Genomic DNA, 15,067 nt, shown 5'->3' with positions numbered 1-15,067 from the left:
AGGGGTCGGGCGAGGTGGCGGTCAGGCGCACGCGCGGTCGGCGATCACCCGGGCGTGCCGGCGCGCTGCCCGGCGAGCGTCGCGTCCGGCTCCAGGACGAGGAGGCGCACGCGCCCCGAGGCGCAGAGCCGGCCCTCCTCGTCGTAGACCGAGCCTTCCCAGACCTGGGTGCGCCGCCCGCGGTCGAGCGGGCGCGCGGTGGCGCGCAGCCGCCCCGACCGGACCGCGCGCAGGAAGCTCGTGTGGTTCTCGAGCCCGACGACCGAGCGGCCGTCCGGCAGGGCGTGGAGCGCGGCCCCGATCGACGCCAGCGTCTCCACGATGCCCGCGTGGACGCCGCCGTGGACGATGCCATAGGCCTGCCGGTGCTGCGGCCCGATGTCGAGCTCGGCCTCCACCTCGTCGCGCGTGGCGCGGATCAGCCGGAGACCCATGGCGCTGATCCAGCCGTCGATGGCCGCGGTGTTCAGCGCGGCGGCGAAATCCTCGGGTTCCCCTTCGGCTATGGCGGCAGCGTAGTACACGCCTTGCCGGGAGCTTCCGGCGATTTCTCCCCGGGCGCGTCAGCGCGTCATCCGGAACCCTTCCTCTCCAGGAGATCGGCGAACTCCTCGCGCAGCTTCGATTTGAGGAACTTGCCGGTCGAGGTGCGCGGGATCCGCTCGAGGAAGAGGTACTCGTCCGGGAGCCAGAACTTCGCGAAGCGCGGCTCGAGGAGGGCGTGGAGCTGCTCTTTCGAGGCGCTCTGGCCCTGCCGCAGGACGATCGCGGCGAGCGGGCGCTCGCCCCAGAGGGGGTGCCGCGCCGCGAACACCGCGGCCTCCAGGACGGCCGGGTGGCTCATGAGCGCGTTCTCGAGCGCGACCGAGCTGATCCACTCGCCGCCCGACTTGATCACGTCCTTCGTGCGATCCGCGATGCGCATGTAGCCCTCGCCGTCGATCGTCACGACGTCGCCGGTCTTGAACCAGCCGTCCTTCGTGAAGCGGTCCTCGCCCTCGCCGCCGAAGTACGATGAGGCGACCCAGGGGCCCCGCACCTCGAGCTCGCCCATCGTCCTGCCGTCCCAGGGCAGCGGCCGGTCGCCCGCGTCGACGTGGCGCTGATCGATGAACGGGACCGGGTAGCCCTGCGACGCGCGCGTCTGCAGCGACGCGGCCGGGTCCTCGCGGAGGCGGCCAAGGCTGCTCCGGACGTGGGCGACGGTGCCGAGCGGGTTGGTCTCGGTCATCCCCCAGGCGTGGAGGACCACGAGCCCGTGCCGCGCGCGGAAGCCGTCGATGAGCGCGGGCGGCGCCGCCGAGCCGCCGATCACCATGGCGCGCATCGACGAGAGATCCCAGCGCTTCGGGTGCTCGTCGAGGAGCGCGAGGATGCCGAGCCAGATCGTGGGGACGCCCGCGGCGAACGTGACGCGCTCCCTGGCCATGAGGTCGAGCAGCGACGAGGCGTCGAGGTGCGGGCCGGGGAGCACGAGGCTCGCGCCGGTCGCGATCGCCGCGTACGGCAGCCCCCAGGCCATCGCGTGGAACATGGGCACCACCGGAAGGACGATGTCGCGGTCGCGGAAGCCGAGCGCGTCGTGCATGCAGGAGACCAGCGTGTGGAGCACGATCGAGCGGTGGCTGTAGGCCACGCCCTTGGGGTTGCCGGTCGTCCCCGACGTGTAGCAGAGCATGGCGGCGGAGCGCTCATCCAGGCTCGGGAAGTCGAAGTGATCCGGCTCGGGCGCGAGCAGCGCCTCGTAGTCGAGCCCGTCGCCCGCCGCCGGATCCACGGGCCCGTCGTCGTCGAGGACCAGCACGCGCTGGATGCTGCGGACCTCCGGCGCGAACTTGCGGAAGAGCGGGAGGAGCGAGCGGTCGACGACGACGACCTTGTCCTCGGCGTGCGAGGCGATGTACCCGAGCTCGCTCGGGTGGAGGCGCAGGTTCAGGGTGTGGAGGACCGCGCCCATGGCCGGGACGCCGAGGTAGAGCTCCAGGTGCCGGGCGTGGTTCCAGCAGAGCGTCGCGACGCGGTCGCCCGCGCGGACGCCGAGCCGCGTGAGCGCGTGCGCGAGCTTCGACGCGCGGCGGTGGAGATCGGCGTACGTGGAGCGGGAGACCGTCCTGTCCGGGTTCTGGGTCACGATCTCGCAGCGCGCGTGGTACGTCCGCGCCCGGTCGAGGAAGTGGGTCAGCGTGAGCGGGTAATCCATCATGCGGCCGGCGAGCATGGGCGGTGCCTCCTCGTCCCGCGCGAGGCGCGGGGATCCGTCGAGTCAGGAGGGCTGTTCGAGGCGCCGCGAGACAGCGGCCCCGCCCCCCGAAACCGAGACTACCTCTGTCTAGCCGCCCGTGCTCGACATCGCGCGCCGGAACGCGCGCATGTGGAACTCGCGCTGCTCGTCGGGATAAATGTGCTCCTGCCCGATCGGGCAGGCGCGGCGCGACAGGCACCCTCCCGTCATGCACGTCGCGCCTGGCCCGGCGTGGAGGTGGCCGACGCACGCGGCGACATCGTAGCTGCCAGGGGAGAACGCGGAAACGGGGCAGGCGCTCAAACAGGGCTGGCCGGCGCACGAGGCGCAGGGGCTCGCCAGGTCCTCGCGCGGCGGGAGCGACAGCCGCTCCGCGAAGACGAGGGCGGCGCGGTACCCGTGCCAGAGGCCGAATCGCGGGTGGATGAGGATGGCGAGGGGCGACGGGGACAGCGCCTCGGCCTGCTGCGCCCAGCGCTGGAACGGCCAGTAGGGAGGGCCGGTGAAGGGAAACAGGGCAGTCGCGCCGAGCTCCGCCGCGAGCGGGGAGACGACCGCGACGGTCCAGTCGTCGAGCGCGAGATCGGGGGCGTCCTTGCGGGCGCACGAGAACGCGCGCCACATCGACGGGCCGGCGTTGCCGAGAAGGACGAGCGTCCCCGCGGGGAGGTCGCCTGCCGCAGGCACGCCGTCGCCCTCGCGCGGGTGGAAGCCGCCGCGGAGCGGGAGGCCAGCGCGCTCGCAACGCGAGGAGAGATCCGGCCAGCTGATGGGCATCGCGCCCCGCGATAGGGCGCCTGGGCCTGCGCGGCAAGCGAGCGGCGGCGCTCAGTTCACGTCGACGTAGAAGTCGAGGCTCTTCAGGTTCGTGATCGGGCCTTCCCAGATCTCGAACCCGACGGCGACCGCGTTGACCGTGTCGCCGGGGACGCTGAGGCCGCGCGTCTCCGCGTCGCGCACGAAGTCCATCACGTCGAACTCGATCTCCGAGCTGTCTTGCCCCTCGGCGCGCACCCAGTTCACGATCGGCAGGCCGTTCACCATGCCGTTCCAGATGTTCCACTTGCCGGGGACGTTCGCGACCGTCACGCCCTGGTGCGCGGCGTTCGGCTGCCCGGCGGGCTGATAGCGCGTCGGATCGCGCAGCCACACCATGAGGTAGCCGCGGAGCTGCGTGCCGTTGCCCATCCAGATGTCGTACGCGGCGTTGTACTGGCCCTCGTTGCCATTTTTCGCCCAGCGCCAGCCCGTGCGCAGGCTCTTGATGGAGCTGCTCGGCGCCGGCAAGCCGCAATCCGGCACCTCCTTCACCGAGTATCGGCCGCAAAAGACGGTCGGATACGAGGCGGGTTGCCCCATCGAGCCGGCCGAGCCGCTCATGCTCTCCACCGTGAACGACGTGCCTTCCCACGAGACGGTGTGGTTGCCGAAGCCGGGGCCCCAGCCGTTGGTGATGAGCACGTACGGCGTGCCGTCGCGCGAGACGAGGCCCGTTTCGTACCGCTCGCTCGATCTGCCGGAGCCCTCCATGGCGCCGTTGCCGAGCTCGGAGCCCGGGTTCGCGGCGCCGCCCGTCCCTGCCGTGGTGCTGCTCGCGTCGCCGCTGCCTCCGGTACCTGCCGCCGCGCCGCCCGTTCCCGCCGTGGTGCTGCCGCCGGTGCTGCCCGCGCCGCCGGCGCCGCTGGTGACGCCGGCGCCGCTGGTGACGCCGGCGCCGCTGGTGACGCCGTTGCTGCTCGAGATCGAGCCGCCGCTGCCGCTCGCAGCGTCGCCCGTCGAGGCGCTCGCGCTCGGTAGCCCGCCAGAGCTCGCCGCAGCGCCGGTGTCTCCGTCGTCAGCGTCAGAAGATCCAGAGCAACCGGCGGCGAGAGTCGCCGTCAGCGTGAGAAGCGCAAGAGATTCGGCCAAGGAATGCGCGTGCATGGCGCGCAACATACACCTGCACACAGGCGCACGGCACGGCCGTGCGCAAAAAAGCAACCCGCGACTTGAACAATTGTAGCAACAGCGATGGCATCACCGCTCGACTCGAAAAATGCGGCGTGCCCCGCGTCACGCGCTTCACGGACTTGACGTCGTCGCTCCGGCGACCTCGACGCTTTGCGTGTTCGCGTGGGAGCGCCGGTCGACATCGCTCTTGCCCCCATCGAGGGTTGGAGTCGCCAGAGGGACGCTCGAACCGTGCCTCGCTGATCTTCATCGATGCTCCGAGTCGCTCGATGACGGATGAGGCCGTTGGTTGCGGAGATGAACGCGTTCCCAGAAAGCGTGAAACTGGGGACCGGGTGCTTGCGCTCCTCCCCGGTTCCCACGTTCTGGTCTAGAGTGCCGTCGTGCCATCGAGGCTCCACTGCCGGCTCGGGACGGAGGCAAAGTCCCCTCTCACCCGCGCGTTGGCTCGCGCCGGACGCGCACCAGCGAGCGCGCCATGAGCCTGCCGCGCCCGCGGGTCACGCTCCACTTCGCCCAGACGCTCGACGGCCGCATCGCGGCCCAGGACCAGCGCGTCATGCTCAGCACGCCCGCAGGGATGGTGTGCGCCCACCGGGCGCGCGCGGAGCACGACGCGGTGCTCGTGGGGATCCGCACCGTCGTGATCGACGATCCGCTGCTGACCCTGCGCGGGTGCGAGGGGCGCCAGCCGACGCGCGTGGTGCTGGCGAGCGCCCTCGGCGTGCCGGAAGGGGCGCGCCTGCTGCAGCCGTCCGGCAGCGGGCAGCCGTCCGGCGGGCGCGTTGTCGTCTTCGGCGCGGCGGGGCGCGCGCCGCACGCGGCGCGGGCGCGGCTCGAGGAGCGCGGCGCAGAGGTGGTCGTCGTGCCCGCGGACGACCAGGGCCTCGTCTCGCTTCCGCACGCGCTGGCCGAGCTCCACGCGCGCGGCGTGCGGCGGCTGCTCGTCGAGGGGGGCGGCGCCGTGCTCACCTCGTTCCTGCGCGCGCGCCTCGCTGACCGCGCGGAGGTGGAGATCGCGCCGCGCTTCCTCGGCGACACGGCGATCCCCGCGGTCGGCGCGCTGGGAGAGGCGCCGCTCGCGTCGGCGATCGACCTGCGCGAGCCGGCGGTCGAGCTGCTCGGGGGCAACGTGCTCTTGCGAGGGGAGGTGCGTTATCCCGACTGACGCGCCCGCGCCGCCCGGGGCCGTCGCGCCGAGCGACGCCGCCCCGCCCCTCGCCCGCGAGCTCTGGTTTGTCCGGCCGGGGCTCGTCGAGGTGCGTCCGGGGGCCCCGCCGCGCGCACCCGGGCCTGGCGAGGTCGTGGCGCGCGCGCTCGCGTCGGGCGTGAGCCAGGGGACGGAGCTGCTGCTCTTCCGCGGCGAGGGGCCGACGCCGTTCGACCCGTCGCTCGACGCGCCCGACGCTGAATGCGCGCCGACGTACCCGCGCCGCTACGGCTACGCGTGGGTCGGCGAGGTCGTCGCCCGCGGCGAGGGCGCGGCGCTCGGGCCGGGCGACCGCGTCTTCGCGCTCGCGCCCCACGGCGATCTCCACCTGCTCGGGCCGGGCGCGGCGCGCGGCCTTCCACGCTCGATCCCGGCCGAGCGCGCGGTGCTGGCCGCGAACCTCGAGACGGCGATCACGTGCGTGTGGGACGCGGGGCTGGGGCTCGGGGACGCCGTGGTGGTGCTCGGCGGCGGGATCGTCGGGCTCCTCATCGTGGCGCTCGCGCGGCGCGCCGGGGCCGTGGTCCGGCTCGTCGAGCCGAGCGAGCGGCGGCGCCAGGTCGGCCTCGCGCTCGGCGCCGCTGTGGCGCTCCGGCCGGAGGACGACCGGCCATGCGGCGATGCGGACGCCGTCATCGCCGCGACCGGCCATCCGGAGGAGCTCGACCGCGCGATCGCGCACGCGGCGCGCGAGGCGACGGTGACGGTCGCGTCGTTCTACGGGGCGCGGACGAGCCCGGTCGCGCTCGGCGCGGAGTTCCACCGCCGGCGCCTGCGCCTGCGGGCGAGCCAGGTCTCGACCCTCCCGCCGGAGCGCGCGCCCCGCTGGGACCACGCGCGCCGCTTCGCGCTCGTCCGCGCCGTCCTCGAAGACCCGGCGCTCGACGCGCTGCTGGACCCGCCCGTCCCGCTCGACGCGGCGCCGTCGGTGTACGCAGAGCTCGCGGCCGAGCCCGGGGCGCGGCTGCAGACGGTCTTCCGGTACGGCGCACGATCGGCTACGCGAGAGGCAACCTAGAGGGTAGAGGCCCAGCCACCGCCATGTTCCTCCTCGGCGTCAGCGATCACGTGATGATCGCGCACAGCTTCTCCGATCCGTTCTTCGGCCCTGCGACCCGGATGCACGGCGCGACGTACTCCGTCGAGATCGAGATCCGCGCGAAGGCGCTCGGCCCGCACCACGTCGTCATGGACATCGGCGCGCTGCACGCGTCGCTGCGCCGGGTGCTCGACACGATCGACTACACGAACCTCGACGAGCACCCGGCCTTCCCCGGGCGCACCTCCACGACCGAGCGCGTGGCCGAGCACGTGGCCGGGCTCCTCGCCGAGGAGATCGCGAGGCTACCCGCAGACGAGGCGCCTTGCTCGGGCGCGACGCTGCGGGTGCTCGTCCGCGAGTCGCCCACGGCCTACGCGGGCTTCGAACGCGACCTCTAGGCTCCGTCTGACGAGCTGCTGCGTCGTCCGAACGGTCGGCCGAGCCCGCTCCAGGACCTGCTGGCTTTCTCGCGTGCTCTCCCCGGCCTCAGGCCGCTCGCGACGCTCGTCCGGCAGAGCCGAGCGCCCCTGAGCCCGGCGAGGCGCGCGCCTGTCCGTCCGAGGCCGAGCGGCCAGCTGCTCGGCGCCTGCTCCGGCGCTCGCGCGGGACTAGGGCAGTCGACTCCGCCGCATAACAAGGCGGAGACACCCTTATTCCTCTGACGAAGCGATCTTCACAGAGACGCCACGTAGCCCGGCCGGGGGCGCCCGGAGGAGACCCGTGGTGTCTCGCTGTATGCGATCGGAACCTCATAATTCGTCACGACGCCCGGAACCCGGTACCCCCCCGTTCCGTCTTCTGGGCCACAAAGGCGGAACACATCAAGGCGACCCGCGCGGGGCTGGATCGATTTTTGTATTCCTGTTGCATCAGCAACTCGATGCGAGAACGCGACCGAGCCTGCTCCGCCGCGTCCTCGTGACGTCGAGGGCCGCTGTACTGGATGACCCGACGAGCGCTCGCGTAGGACCGCGGGCGATAGCGCTCGGGGACGCGCGCAGCGCGCGTCGGACGGTTGCCTGGGCAAGGAGGACTGGATCTCATGAGCGATGAACCTGGATCTGCCGTCGTCGAGGGAGGCACAACCGGCAGGAGCGGGCAGGCGGTCCCAAAACGGGAGAGGGAGCGCCTCGTGGTGATCGGCAATGGGATGGCCGGCGCGCGGTTCGTGGAGGAGCTCGTCGCGCGGGGGGGCAGAAACCGCTTCGAAATCGTGATGTTCGGCGATGAGCCGTACGGCAATTACAACCGTATCCTGCTGTCGAACGTTCTCGCGGGAATCCAGGACCCGAAGGACATCTTCATCAACCCTCTGTCCTGGTACGAGGACAACGGCGTCCGCCTCCACGCCGGGGTCCGGGTCGCCTCGATCGACCGCAGGAGCAAGATTGTCCGCGGCGCCTCGGGCGTCGCCGAGGCCTACGACAAGCTCGTCATCGCCACGGGGAGCCGCGCCTTCGTGCCGAGGATCGAGGGGCTGGAGCGGGAGGGGGGAGGGTACAAGAGCGGGGTCTTCGTGTTCAGGACGCTCGATGACTGCAGCGGCATCCTCGAGCACGCGAAGCGGTCGCGGCGGGCCGCCGTGATCGGCGGCGGGCTCCTCGGCCTCGAGGCCGCGCGGGGCCTGCTCGGGCTCGGCCTGGAGGTGCACGTGGTGCACCTGATGAAGCACCTCATGGAGGTCCAGCTCGACGCGGCCGGCGGAGCCGTGCTCCGGCGCGCGCTGGAGGACATGGGGCTCGCCGTCCACCTCGAGAAATCCACCCGGGAGATCCTCGGAGACGAGCGGGTCGAGGGGCTCCGCTTCGAGGACGGGAGCGAGCTCGCGTGCGATCTCGTGGTGATCTCCGCCGGCATCCGCCCGAACGCAGAGCTCGCGCGCGACGCGGGGCTCACCGTCGAGCGGGGGATCGTCGTGGGAGACGACCTCTGCTCGCCCGACGATCCGGACATCCATGCGCTCGGCGAGTGCGTCCAGCACCGCGGGCGCACCTACGGGCTCGTGGCTCCCCTGTGGGAACAGGCGCAGATCCTGGCCGATCGGCTCACGGAGCGCCGGCCCGACGCGGCGTATGCGGGCTCGAAGATCTCCACCAAGCTCAAGGTGATGGGCGTCGATCTCCTGGTGATGGGGGAGCAGCGCGCCGCGAGCGACGCGGAGGAAGAGGTCGCCTACGCCGAGCCGTCGCGCGGGATTTACCGGAAGCTCGTGATCCGGGACGGGACCCTCGCGGGCGCCATCCTGCTCGGCGGCGGGGCGCCGGGCGGGAGGCTGCTCCAGGCGTTCGAGCGTGGCCTCAAGATCCCCGAGGACCGCGCGGCTCTCCTCTCCGCAGGGGCCCACGCCGGCGCGGGCGAGCCCAGCGTGGGGGACATGCCGGACGAGGCGCAGGTATGCAACTGCAACGGCGTCTCGAAGGGCCAGATCGCCGCGGCGGCGCGGGGCGGGTGCCGCACCCTCCGGCAGGCGTGCGCCGCGACGCGCGCCGGGTCGGGCTGCGGGGCGTGCAAGCCGCAGGTGCAGGCCGTCCTCGAGCTGGTCCTCGGGAGCGACGCGGCGGAGGACCCCTCGGCCCATTACTACGTGCCCGGCGTGCCCTACGCGAAGCCGGAGCTCGTCCGGCTCATCAAGGAGCGCGGGCTGCGCAGCGTCTCGTCCGTGTTCCGCGAGCTCGCGGGCGGGCAGGAGGACCTGGCGAGCAAGCCGGGGCTCGCCTCGCTGCTCAAGAGCATCTGGGGGAGAGAGTACGAGGACGAGCGCGACGCGCGCTTCATCAACGATCGGGTGCACGCGAACATCCAGCGCGACGGGACGTTCAGCGTCATCCCGCGCATCTATGGAGGCGTCACGACGCCCGCCCAGCTCCGGAAGATCGCCGACGTGGCTGAGCGCTACGAGGCGAGGATGGTGAAGATCACGGGCGGCCAGCGGATCGACCTCCTCGGCATCGAGAAGGAGCGGCTGCCGGACGTGTGGCGCGACCTGGGCATGCCGTCCGGTCACGCTTACACCAAGGGATTCCGCACCTGCAAGACGTGCGTCGGCAGCGAGTTCTGCCGTTACGGGGTCGGAGACAGCACGGCGCTCGGCATCGCGATCGAGCGCCGATTCCAGGGGTTCGAGGCGCCCCATAAGTTGAAGCTCGCCATCGCCGGCTGCCCTCGCAACTGCTCGGAGGCGACGACCAAGGACGTGGGCGCCGTCGCCATCGAGGGAGGCCGGTGGGAGATCTACGTGGGAGGCGGGGCCGGCTCGCGCGTCAGGAAGGGAGATCTGCTTTGCGTGGTTGACACGCAGGAGGAGGTCATCAGGTACGCGGGCCGCTTCATGCAGTATTACCGAGAGCAGGCCAGGTACATGGAGCGCTCGTACGATTTCGTCGAGCGGGTCGGGATCGAGAGAGTGCGGCGGGTGATCGTGGACGACGCCGAAGGGGTTGCGGCGCGCCTCGACGCGGAGGTCCAGGCTTCGGTCGACGCCTATGCGGACCCCTGGAGCGAGGCCGACAGCCCGATCCATCCGTCCCAGTTCACGACCCTGCTCCCGCCGCCGAGCGGCGCGCCCGCGCAGGCGGAGTAGGCCGTGGATCGGCGGAGAGGAGCGCCGGGCCAGCGCCCGGCGCCCGCGGAGGCGAGGGGTGTCATCCGGCCGGCACACGCGCCGGCCGGGGAGGAGTTCGGGTGATGAGCGAGGTCGCGCTGAAGGAGATGGCTGTCTTCAACCTTGGCCCCCTGGGCCAGATACCCGAAGGAGAAGGGAAGGCGTTTCATGTCGACGGCTACGAGGTGGCCGTGTTCCGGACGCGAGCAGGGGAGCTGTTCGCCGTGCAGGCGCGCTGCCCTCACCGGGGAGGGCAGCTCGCGGACGGGCTCCTCGGGGGCAACGTCGTCCAGTGCCCTCTTCACGGGCTCGCCTTCGACCTGTCGACCGGTCACCCGATCGGCGCCGAGTGCAGCGCGCTCGCGTGCTTCGAGGTGGAGCTGAGCGCGTCGGGGGAGATCCTCGTCCGCCTCTCGCGTCCCGAGGCGGGCAGCTCCCCCTTTCCGCGCGAGGAGCGACCCGCGCTGACGCCGCTGCGGAGCGAGCGCGGAGCTTGCGGCGCATGATGGACGGCACGGTGCAAGCCATCCTCGCGCCGCAGCGCGCTCCGCTCGCGCACTGGGGCGCGGTCCGCAACGGGACCGTCGCCGCCGCCGCGCTCGCGGCGCTCATCGTCCTCGGCAGCCGCGATCTCGCGGACTTCGACTCCGCGCTCGTGGGCTACACCTTCGCGTGCCTCTTCATGACCTTCGGGGTCGTTTACCGGTACTCCGTCTGGCTCAGCAAGCCGCCGACCCGCAAGTTCTGGGTCCGCGGCGTAGAGGTGCTCTTCTCGCCGCGCCGCTGGCCGCGCCTCCGCCGCCCGACGCTCATCGTCAAGGCGCTGTGGTCGAAGATCATCGCGCAGGATTTCATCCTGCGCCGCGGCCTGACCCGGTGGATCGCGCACATGCTCATCGCGTGGGGTTGCGCGCTCGCCGCGGCCGTGACGTTCCCGCTCGTGTTCGGCTGGCTTCACTTCGAGTCCGGCGCGGGCGCGGTCTATCGCGTGGTGCTCTTCGGATACCCCGTTTCGGAGATCCCGGTCCACGGCGTCGTGGGGTGGGCGGTCTTTCACGCGCTCGTCGTCAGCGGTCTCATGGTCATGCCGGGGGTGATGCTCGCCATGCTCCGCCGCATGCGGGAGGGCGGCGCGGTGGCGGCGCAGCGCTTCGAGCGCGACCTCCTGCCGCTCCTCCTGCTCTTCGCCGTGAGCGCGAGCGGGCTCTTGCTCTGGGTGAGCTACGAGTGGCTGCACGGGTATTTCTACGGCGCGCTCGCCCAGCTCCACGCGCTGACCGTGATCGTGACGCTCGTTTACCTGCCGTTCGGCAAGCTCTTCCACGTGTTCCAGCGCCCCGCGTCGGTGGGCGTCACGTTCTACAAGGAGGCGGGCGACCGGGGCGAGAAGGCGGTCTGTCCGGTCACGCGCGAGGCGTTCGCGGCGAAGCTCCAGACCGACGATCTCAAAGGGGTGCTCGAGGAGGTGGGGTTCGACTACGCGGCGCGGACGGGGACCGGACCTGCGTGGAGCGAGATCTCCCCGCGGGGCCGGCGGATGCTCATCGGCCGCGCGCACCACCGCGCGCGCGGCGGCCGCTTCTCGTGAGTAACGGAGCGGAGGAGACGACATATGGCTCACCTGAGATTGCCTATTTCCGACTACATTCGTGAGTACGGACCGCACGTCTCGGACTCGCCCGTGACCGGGTGGGGGCCGAAGCCCGAGCCCGACAGGCTGGTCGAGACGCACTGCTGCTTCTGCGGGATGCAGTGCGGTGTGAAGCTGCAGGTCAAGAGCGGCCGTGTCATCGGCATCGAGCCTTGGGAGGAGTTCCCGTTCAACGAGGGGCGGCTCTGTCCGAAGGGGGTCAAGCGGTACATGCAGACGCACCACCCCGACCGCCTGACCGACCCGCTGATCCGCGAGGGGGCCGGGTTCAGGAAGGCGGGCTGGGACGAGGCGCTCGATCTCGTCGCGTCGAAGGCGCGCGCGATCCAGGCGAAGCGGGGCAAGGACGCGTTCGCGATGCTGAGCGGGGTCTCGCTGAGCAACGAGAAGAGCTATCTCGTGGGCAAGTTCGCGCGCCTCGCGCTCGGCACCGCCAACCTGGACTATAACGGCCGGTTCTGCATGGTCTCCGCGGGCGCGGGCAACAAGAAGGCGTTCGGGATCGACCGCGTCGCGAACCCGTGGGACGACATCCCCGAGGCCGGCGTCGTGCTGCTCGCGGGCACCAACGTGAGCGAGTGCTTCCCGACGCTGACGCACTACATCTGGAAGGCGCGCGACCGGGGAGCGAAGCTCATCGTGGTCGATCCGCGCGAGACGCCCATCGCCCGCACCGCCGACCACCACGTCGCGCTTCGCCCGGGGACCGACAGCGCGCTCAACCAGGCGCTGCTCCATGAGCTCGTCGCCAACGGCTGGTTCGACCGGGAGTTCGTCGAGCAGCGCTGCACGGGCTGGGCCGAGCTCCGCGCCTCGGTGGAGCGCTGCACGCCCGAGTGGGCCGGCGAGATCTGCGGCGTCCCGGCGGCGCTCATCCGCGAGGTCGCCGCGGCGTGGGGGCAGGCGAAGACGAGCTTCCTCCTGCACGCGCGCGGCGTGGAGCAGCACACGAAGGGTGTCGAGAACGTCCTCGGCCTGATCAACCTCGTGCTCGCCACCGGCAGGATCGGCCGCAGGGGCTGCGGCTACGGGACCATCACGGGGCAGGGCAACGGGCAGGGCGGGCGCGAGCACGGGCACAAGTGCGATCAGCTCCCCGGCAACCGCGACATCGAGAACCCGGAGCACCGCAAGCACATCTGCGATGTCTGGCGGATCTCCGACGCCGAGCTGCCGCGCAAGGGCAAGACGACCGTGGAGATCGTCGAGGCGATCCACGCGGGCGGGATCCACGGGCTCCTCAACATCTGCTTCAACCCGATGGTCAGCCACCCCGACACGGGCTTCACCCGCGAGGCGCTCGAGAGGCTCGAGTTCTTCTGCGTCATCGACTTCTTCATGAGCGAGACGGCCCGCTACGCCGATGTCGTGCTGCCGGGCTCGCTGCACGAGGAGGAAGAGGGCACCTCGACGACGGCGGAGGCCCGCGTGGTGCGCATCCGCGCCGCCGTGGAGCCGCCCGGCAACGCGCGGCGGGACACGTGGATCCTCCTCGAGCTCGCGAGGCGGCTCGGGAAGGAGGAGCACTTCCGCTTCTCGAGCAGCGAGGACATCTTCAACGAGCTGCGCCGCGCGAGCGCGGGAGGGACCGCCGATTACGCGGGCATCACGTACGAGCGCGTGGAGCGGGAGATGGGGGTGTTTTGGCCCTGCCCGTCGGAAGGGCACCCGGGCACCCCGAGGCTCTTCGAGGACGGGAGGAGCTACCACCCCGACGGCAAGTTCAAGCTGCTCCCCACGCCTTACCGCCCGAGCGCGGAGGTGCCCGACGCGGAGTTTCCGCTGTACATGACCTCGGGCCGGAGCGTGTTTCATTACCTCAGCGGGACGCAGACGCGGCGGATCAAGTTCCTTGTCGAGAAGAGCCCCGGGCCGATCTGCGAGATGCACCCCGCGCTCGCGACGCGGCTCGGCCTCGTCGATCGGCAGCTGGTCACGGTCGAGACCCGGCGCGGCGCGATAACGGTCCCGCTCCGGATCGTCGAGACGATCCGCCCGGATACGGTGTTCCTCCCGTACCACTGGCCCGAGGAGCTTGCCGCCAACCAGCTCACGGTCCGCGCGCTGGATCCCGTGAGCAAGATGCCGGAGTTCAAGGTCGCGGCGTGCAGGGTGCGCGCCGCCACGCGCGGCGAAGCCGATCGGGCGCGATCGCTGTTCGCCGAGCTCAAGCTGGAGGCCTCATGAGCGCTGTGGTGCGTGATTTCTTCATCGATTTTCAGCGGTGCATCGGCTGCCAGGCGTGCGCCGCGGCGTGCTCGGAGTGCCACACGCACCGCGGGTTGCCGATGGTGCACGTGGACCTGGTCGCGCCGGGCGTGTCGCTCCAGACCGCGCCGATGGTCTGCATGCATTGCGCCGATCCGACCTGCGCGTCGGTCTGCCCCGCCGACGCCATCAAGGTCGACGAGCACGGGATCGTGCACTCGAGCCTCAAGCCCCGGTGCATCTCGTGCGGCAACTGCGAGCTCGCGTGTCCGTTCGGGGTCCCGATCATCAAGATGGAGATCCAGCAAATGCAGAAGTGCGACATGTGCTTCGACCGGACGAGCGCAGGGAAGAAGCCGATGTGCGCGACGGTCTGCCCCACGGGCGCGCTGTTCTACGGGACGCGCGAGGAGATCGCGCAGCAGCGGCCGGCGAGCAAGCCGATCAACCGCTGGCGCTTCGGCAAGCAGCGGATCGCGACGCGCGTGCACGTGATGGTGCCGCACGACGTGGACGAGATGGCGGTCGAGCTGCCCGCCTTCGACGAGGGCGGCGGCCCAGCGGCGCTAGCGACCGCGCTGGCGGCGGGCGCGCGCGACGGGCGAGCGCCGGAGGAGGCGGGGCCGGAGGCGGAGTTTCTGTGATGGGCGCGGAGGATCTGCCCAAGTGGCGAGAGGACTTCCCCTACGAGTCCGAGGGCGACGACCACGTGACCCGCCGCGACTTCGCGCGCTTCCTCGTGCTGCTGAGCGGCGGGCTCGCGACCGGCAACGCCGTGGTGTACCTCCGCTCGCGCCGCCCGCCCGCGGAGCCGTCCGGCCGCATGGAGATCGCGCGGGTCGGCGATCTCGCGCCCGGGAGCGCCGTGGTCTTTCGCTACCCGGACGAGACGACGCCGGCGCTGCTGATCCGCCGCGAGAGCGGCGAGCTCCTGGCGTTCGAGCAGAAGTGCTCCCACCTCGGATGTCCGGTCTCCTATGCGCGGGAGGGCGGGGAAGAGTGCCTCCGGTGCTACTGCCACAACGGTCGCTTCGACGTGGCCTCGGGCGAGGGCACGTCCGGTCCGCCGCGCGACCTGCGGCCGCTCGGGCGCATCGCGCTGGAGGTCGAGGGCGGCAAGGTGTTCGCGGTAGGCCTCTCGCGGGGGCGTGCGACGTGAGGTG

General features: G+C 71.6%; 13 protein-coding genes. 9 read left to right on the top strand and 4 right to left on the bottom strand.

All coding sequences use genetic code 11. The annotated features are described in order from the left end of the window. Positions 1-44: 44 nt before the first annotated feature. The 4 genes from POL72_RS09200 to POL72_RS09185 form a co-directional block, all read right to left on the bottom strand. The gene (locus POL72_RS09200; protein ID WP_272094657.1) at positions 45-524 is read right to left on the bottom strand and encodes a PaaI family thioesterase; all 480 of its coding nucleotides are present in this window, start codon (positions 522-524) and stop codon (positions 45-47) included. 47 nt (positions 525-571) lie between these two features. Continuing rightward, a complete protein-coding gene (locus POL72_RS09195) occupies positions 572-2,218 on the bottom strand; it encodes a long-chain fatty acid--CoA ligase (protein WP_272094656.1) in 1,647 nt (548 codons plus the stop codon). A 111-nt stretch (positions 2,219-2,329) separates the two neighbouring features. Next, positions 2,330-3,019, bottom strand: coding sequence for a hypothetical protein (locus POL72_RS09190; protein ID WP_272094655.1), 690 nt, complete (start codon positions 3,017-3,019; stop codon positions 2,330-2,332). 51 nt (positions 3,020-3,070) lie between these two features. Next, positions 3,071-4,150 carry a GH12 family glycosyl hydrolase domain-containing protein gene (locus POL72_RS09185; RefSeq protein ID WP_272094654.1) on the bottom strand — a complete coding sequence of 360 codons (1,080 nt, stop codon included), beginning with the start codon at positions 4,148-4,150 and terminating at the stop codon, positions 3,071-3,073. A 520-nt stretch (positions 4,151-4,670) separates the two neighbouring features. Between POL72_RS09185 and POL72_RS09180 the strand changes: the two genes are divergently transcribed. From POL72_RS09180 to POL72_RS09140, 9 genes are all read left to right on the top strand, one after another. Next, positions 4,671-5,360 carry a RibD family protein gene (locus tag POL72_RS09180; RefSeq protein WP_272094652.1) on the top strand — a complete coding sequence of 230 codons (690 nt, stop codon included), beginning with the start codon at positions 4,671-4,673 and terminating at the stop codon, positions 5,358-5,360. Between the two features lie 136 nt (positions 5,361-5,496). After that, on the top strand, positions 5,497-6,420 hold the full coding sequence (locus POL72_RS09175; RefSeq protein WP_272094651.1) for a zinc-dependent alcohol dehydrogenase: 924 nt from the start codon (positions 5,497-5,499) through the stop codon (positions 6,418-6,420). A 23-nt stretch (positions 6,421-6,443) separates the two neighbouring features. Beyond that, entirely contained in the window at positions 6,444-6,842 is a 399-nt protein-coding gene (locus tag POL72_RS09170; protein ID WP_272094650.1) for a 6-pyruvoyl trahydropterin synthase family protein, read from the top strand. Between the two features lie 644 nt (positions 6,843-7,486). After that, the gene (gene nirB / locus POL72_RS09165) at positions 7,487-10,024 is read left to right on the top strand and encodes a nitrite reductase large subunit NirB (protein WP_272094649.1); all 2,538 of its coding nucleotides are present in this window, start codon (positions 7,487-7,489) and stop codon (positions 10,022-10,024) included. A gap of 104 nt (positions 10,025-10,128) precedes the next feature. Further along, entirely contained in the window at positions 10,129-10,551 is a 423-nt protein-coding gene (locus tag POL72_RS09160; protein WP_272094648.1) for a Rieske (2Fe-2S) protein, read from the top strand. Then, positions 10,548-11,633, top strand: a complete 1,086-nt coding sequence (locus tag POL72_RS09155) for a hypothetical protein (protein ID WP_272094647.1) — start codon at positions 10,548-10,550, stop codon at positions 11,631-11,633. Before POL72_RS09160 ends, POL72_RS09155 begins: the two co-directional genes overlap by 4 nt. 24 nt (positions 11,634-11,657) lie before the next feature. Continuing rightward, positions 11,658-13,883, top strand: coding sequence for a molybdopterin oxidoreductase family protein (locus POL72_RS09150; RefSeq protein WP_272094646.1), 2,226 nt, complete (start codon positions 11,658-11,660; stop codon positions 13,881-13,883). Next, the gene (locus POL72_RS09145) at positions 13,880-14,548 is read left to right on the top strand and encodes a 4Fe-4S dicluster domain-containing protein (RefSeq protein WP_272094645.1); all 669 of its coding nucleotides are present in this window, start codon (positions 13,880-13,882) and stop codon (positions 14,546-14,548) included. Before POL72_RS09150 ends, POL72_RS09145 begins: the two co-directional genes overlap by 4 nt. Continuing rightward, positions 14,548-15,063, top strand: coding sequence for a QcrA and Rieske domain-containing protein (locus tag POL72_RS09140; RefSeq protein WP_272094643.1), 516 nt, complete (start codon positions 14,548-14,550; stop codon positions 15,061-15,063). Before POL72_RS09145 ends, POL72_RS09140 begins: the two co-directional genes overlap by 1 nt. Positions 15,064-15,067: the final 4 nt, after the last annotated feature.

This window comes from Sorangium aterium (assembly GCF_028368935.1).
GTDB classification, from domain to species: domain Bacteria; phylum Myxococcota_A; class Polyangia; order Polyangiales; family Polyangiaceae; genus Sorangium; species Sorangium atrum.
This window is presented reverse-complemented; position numbering and strand designations above follow the sequence as displayed.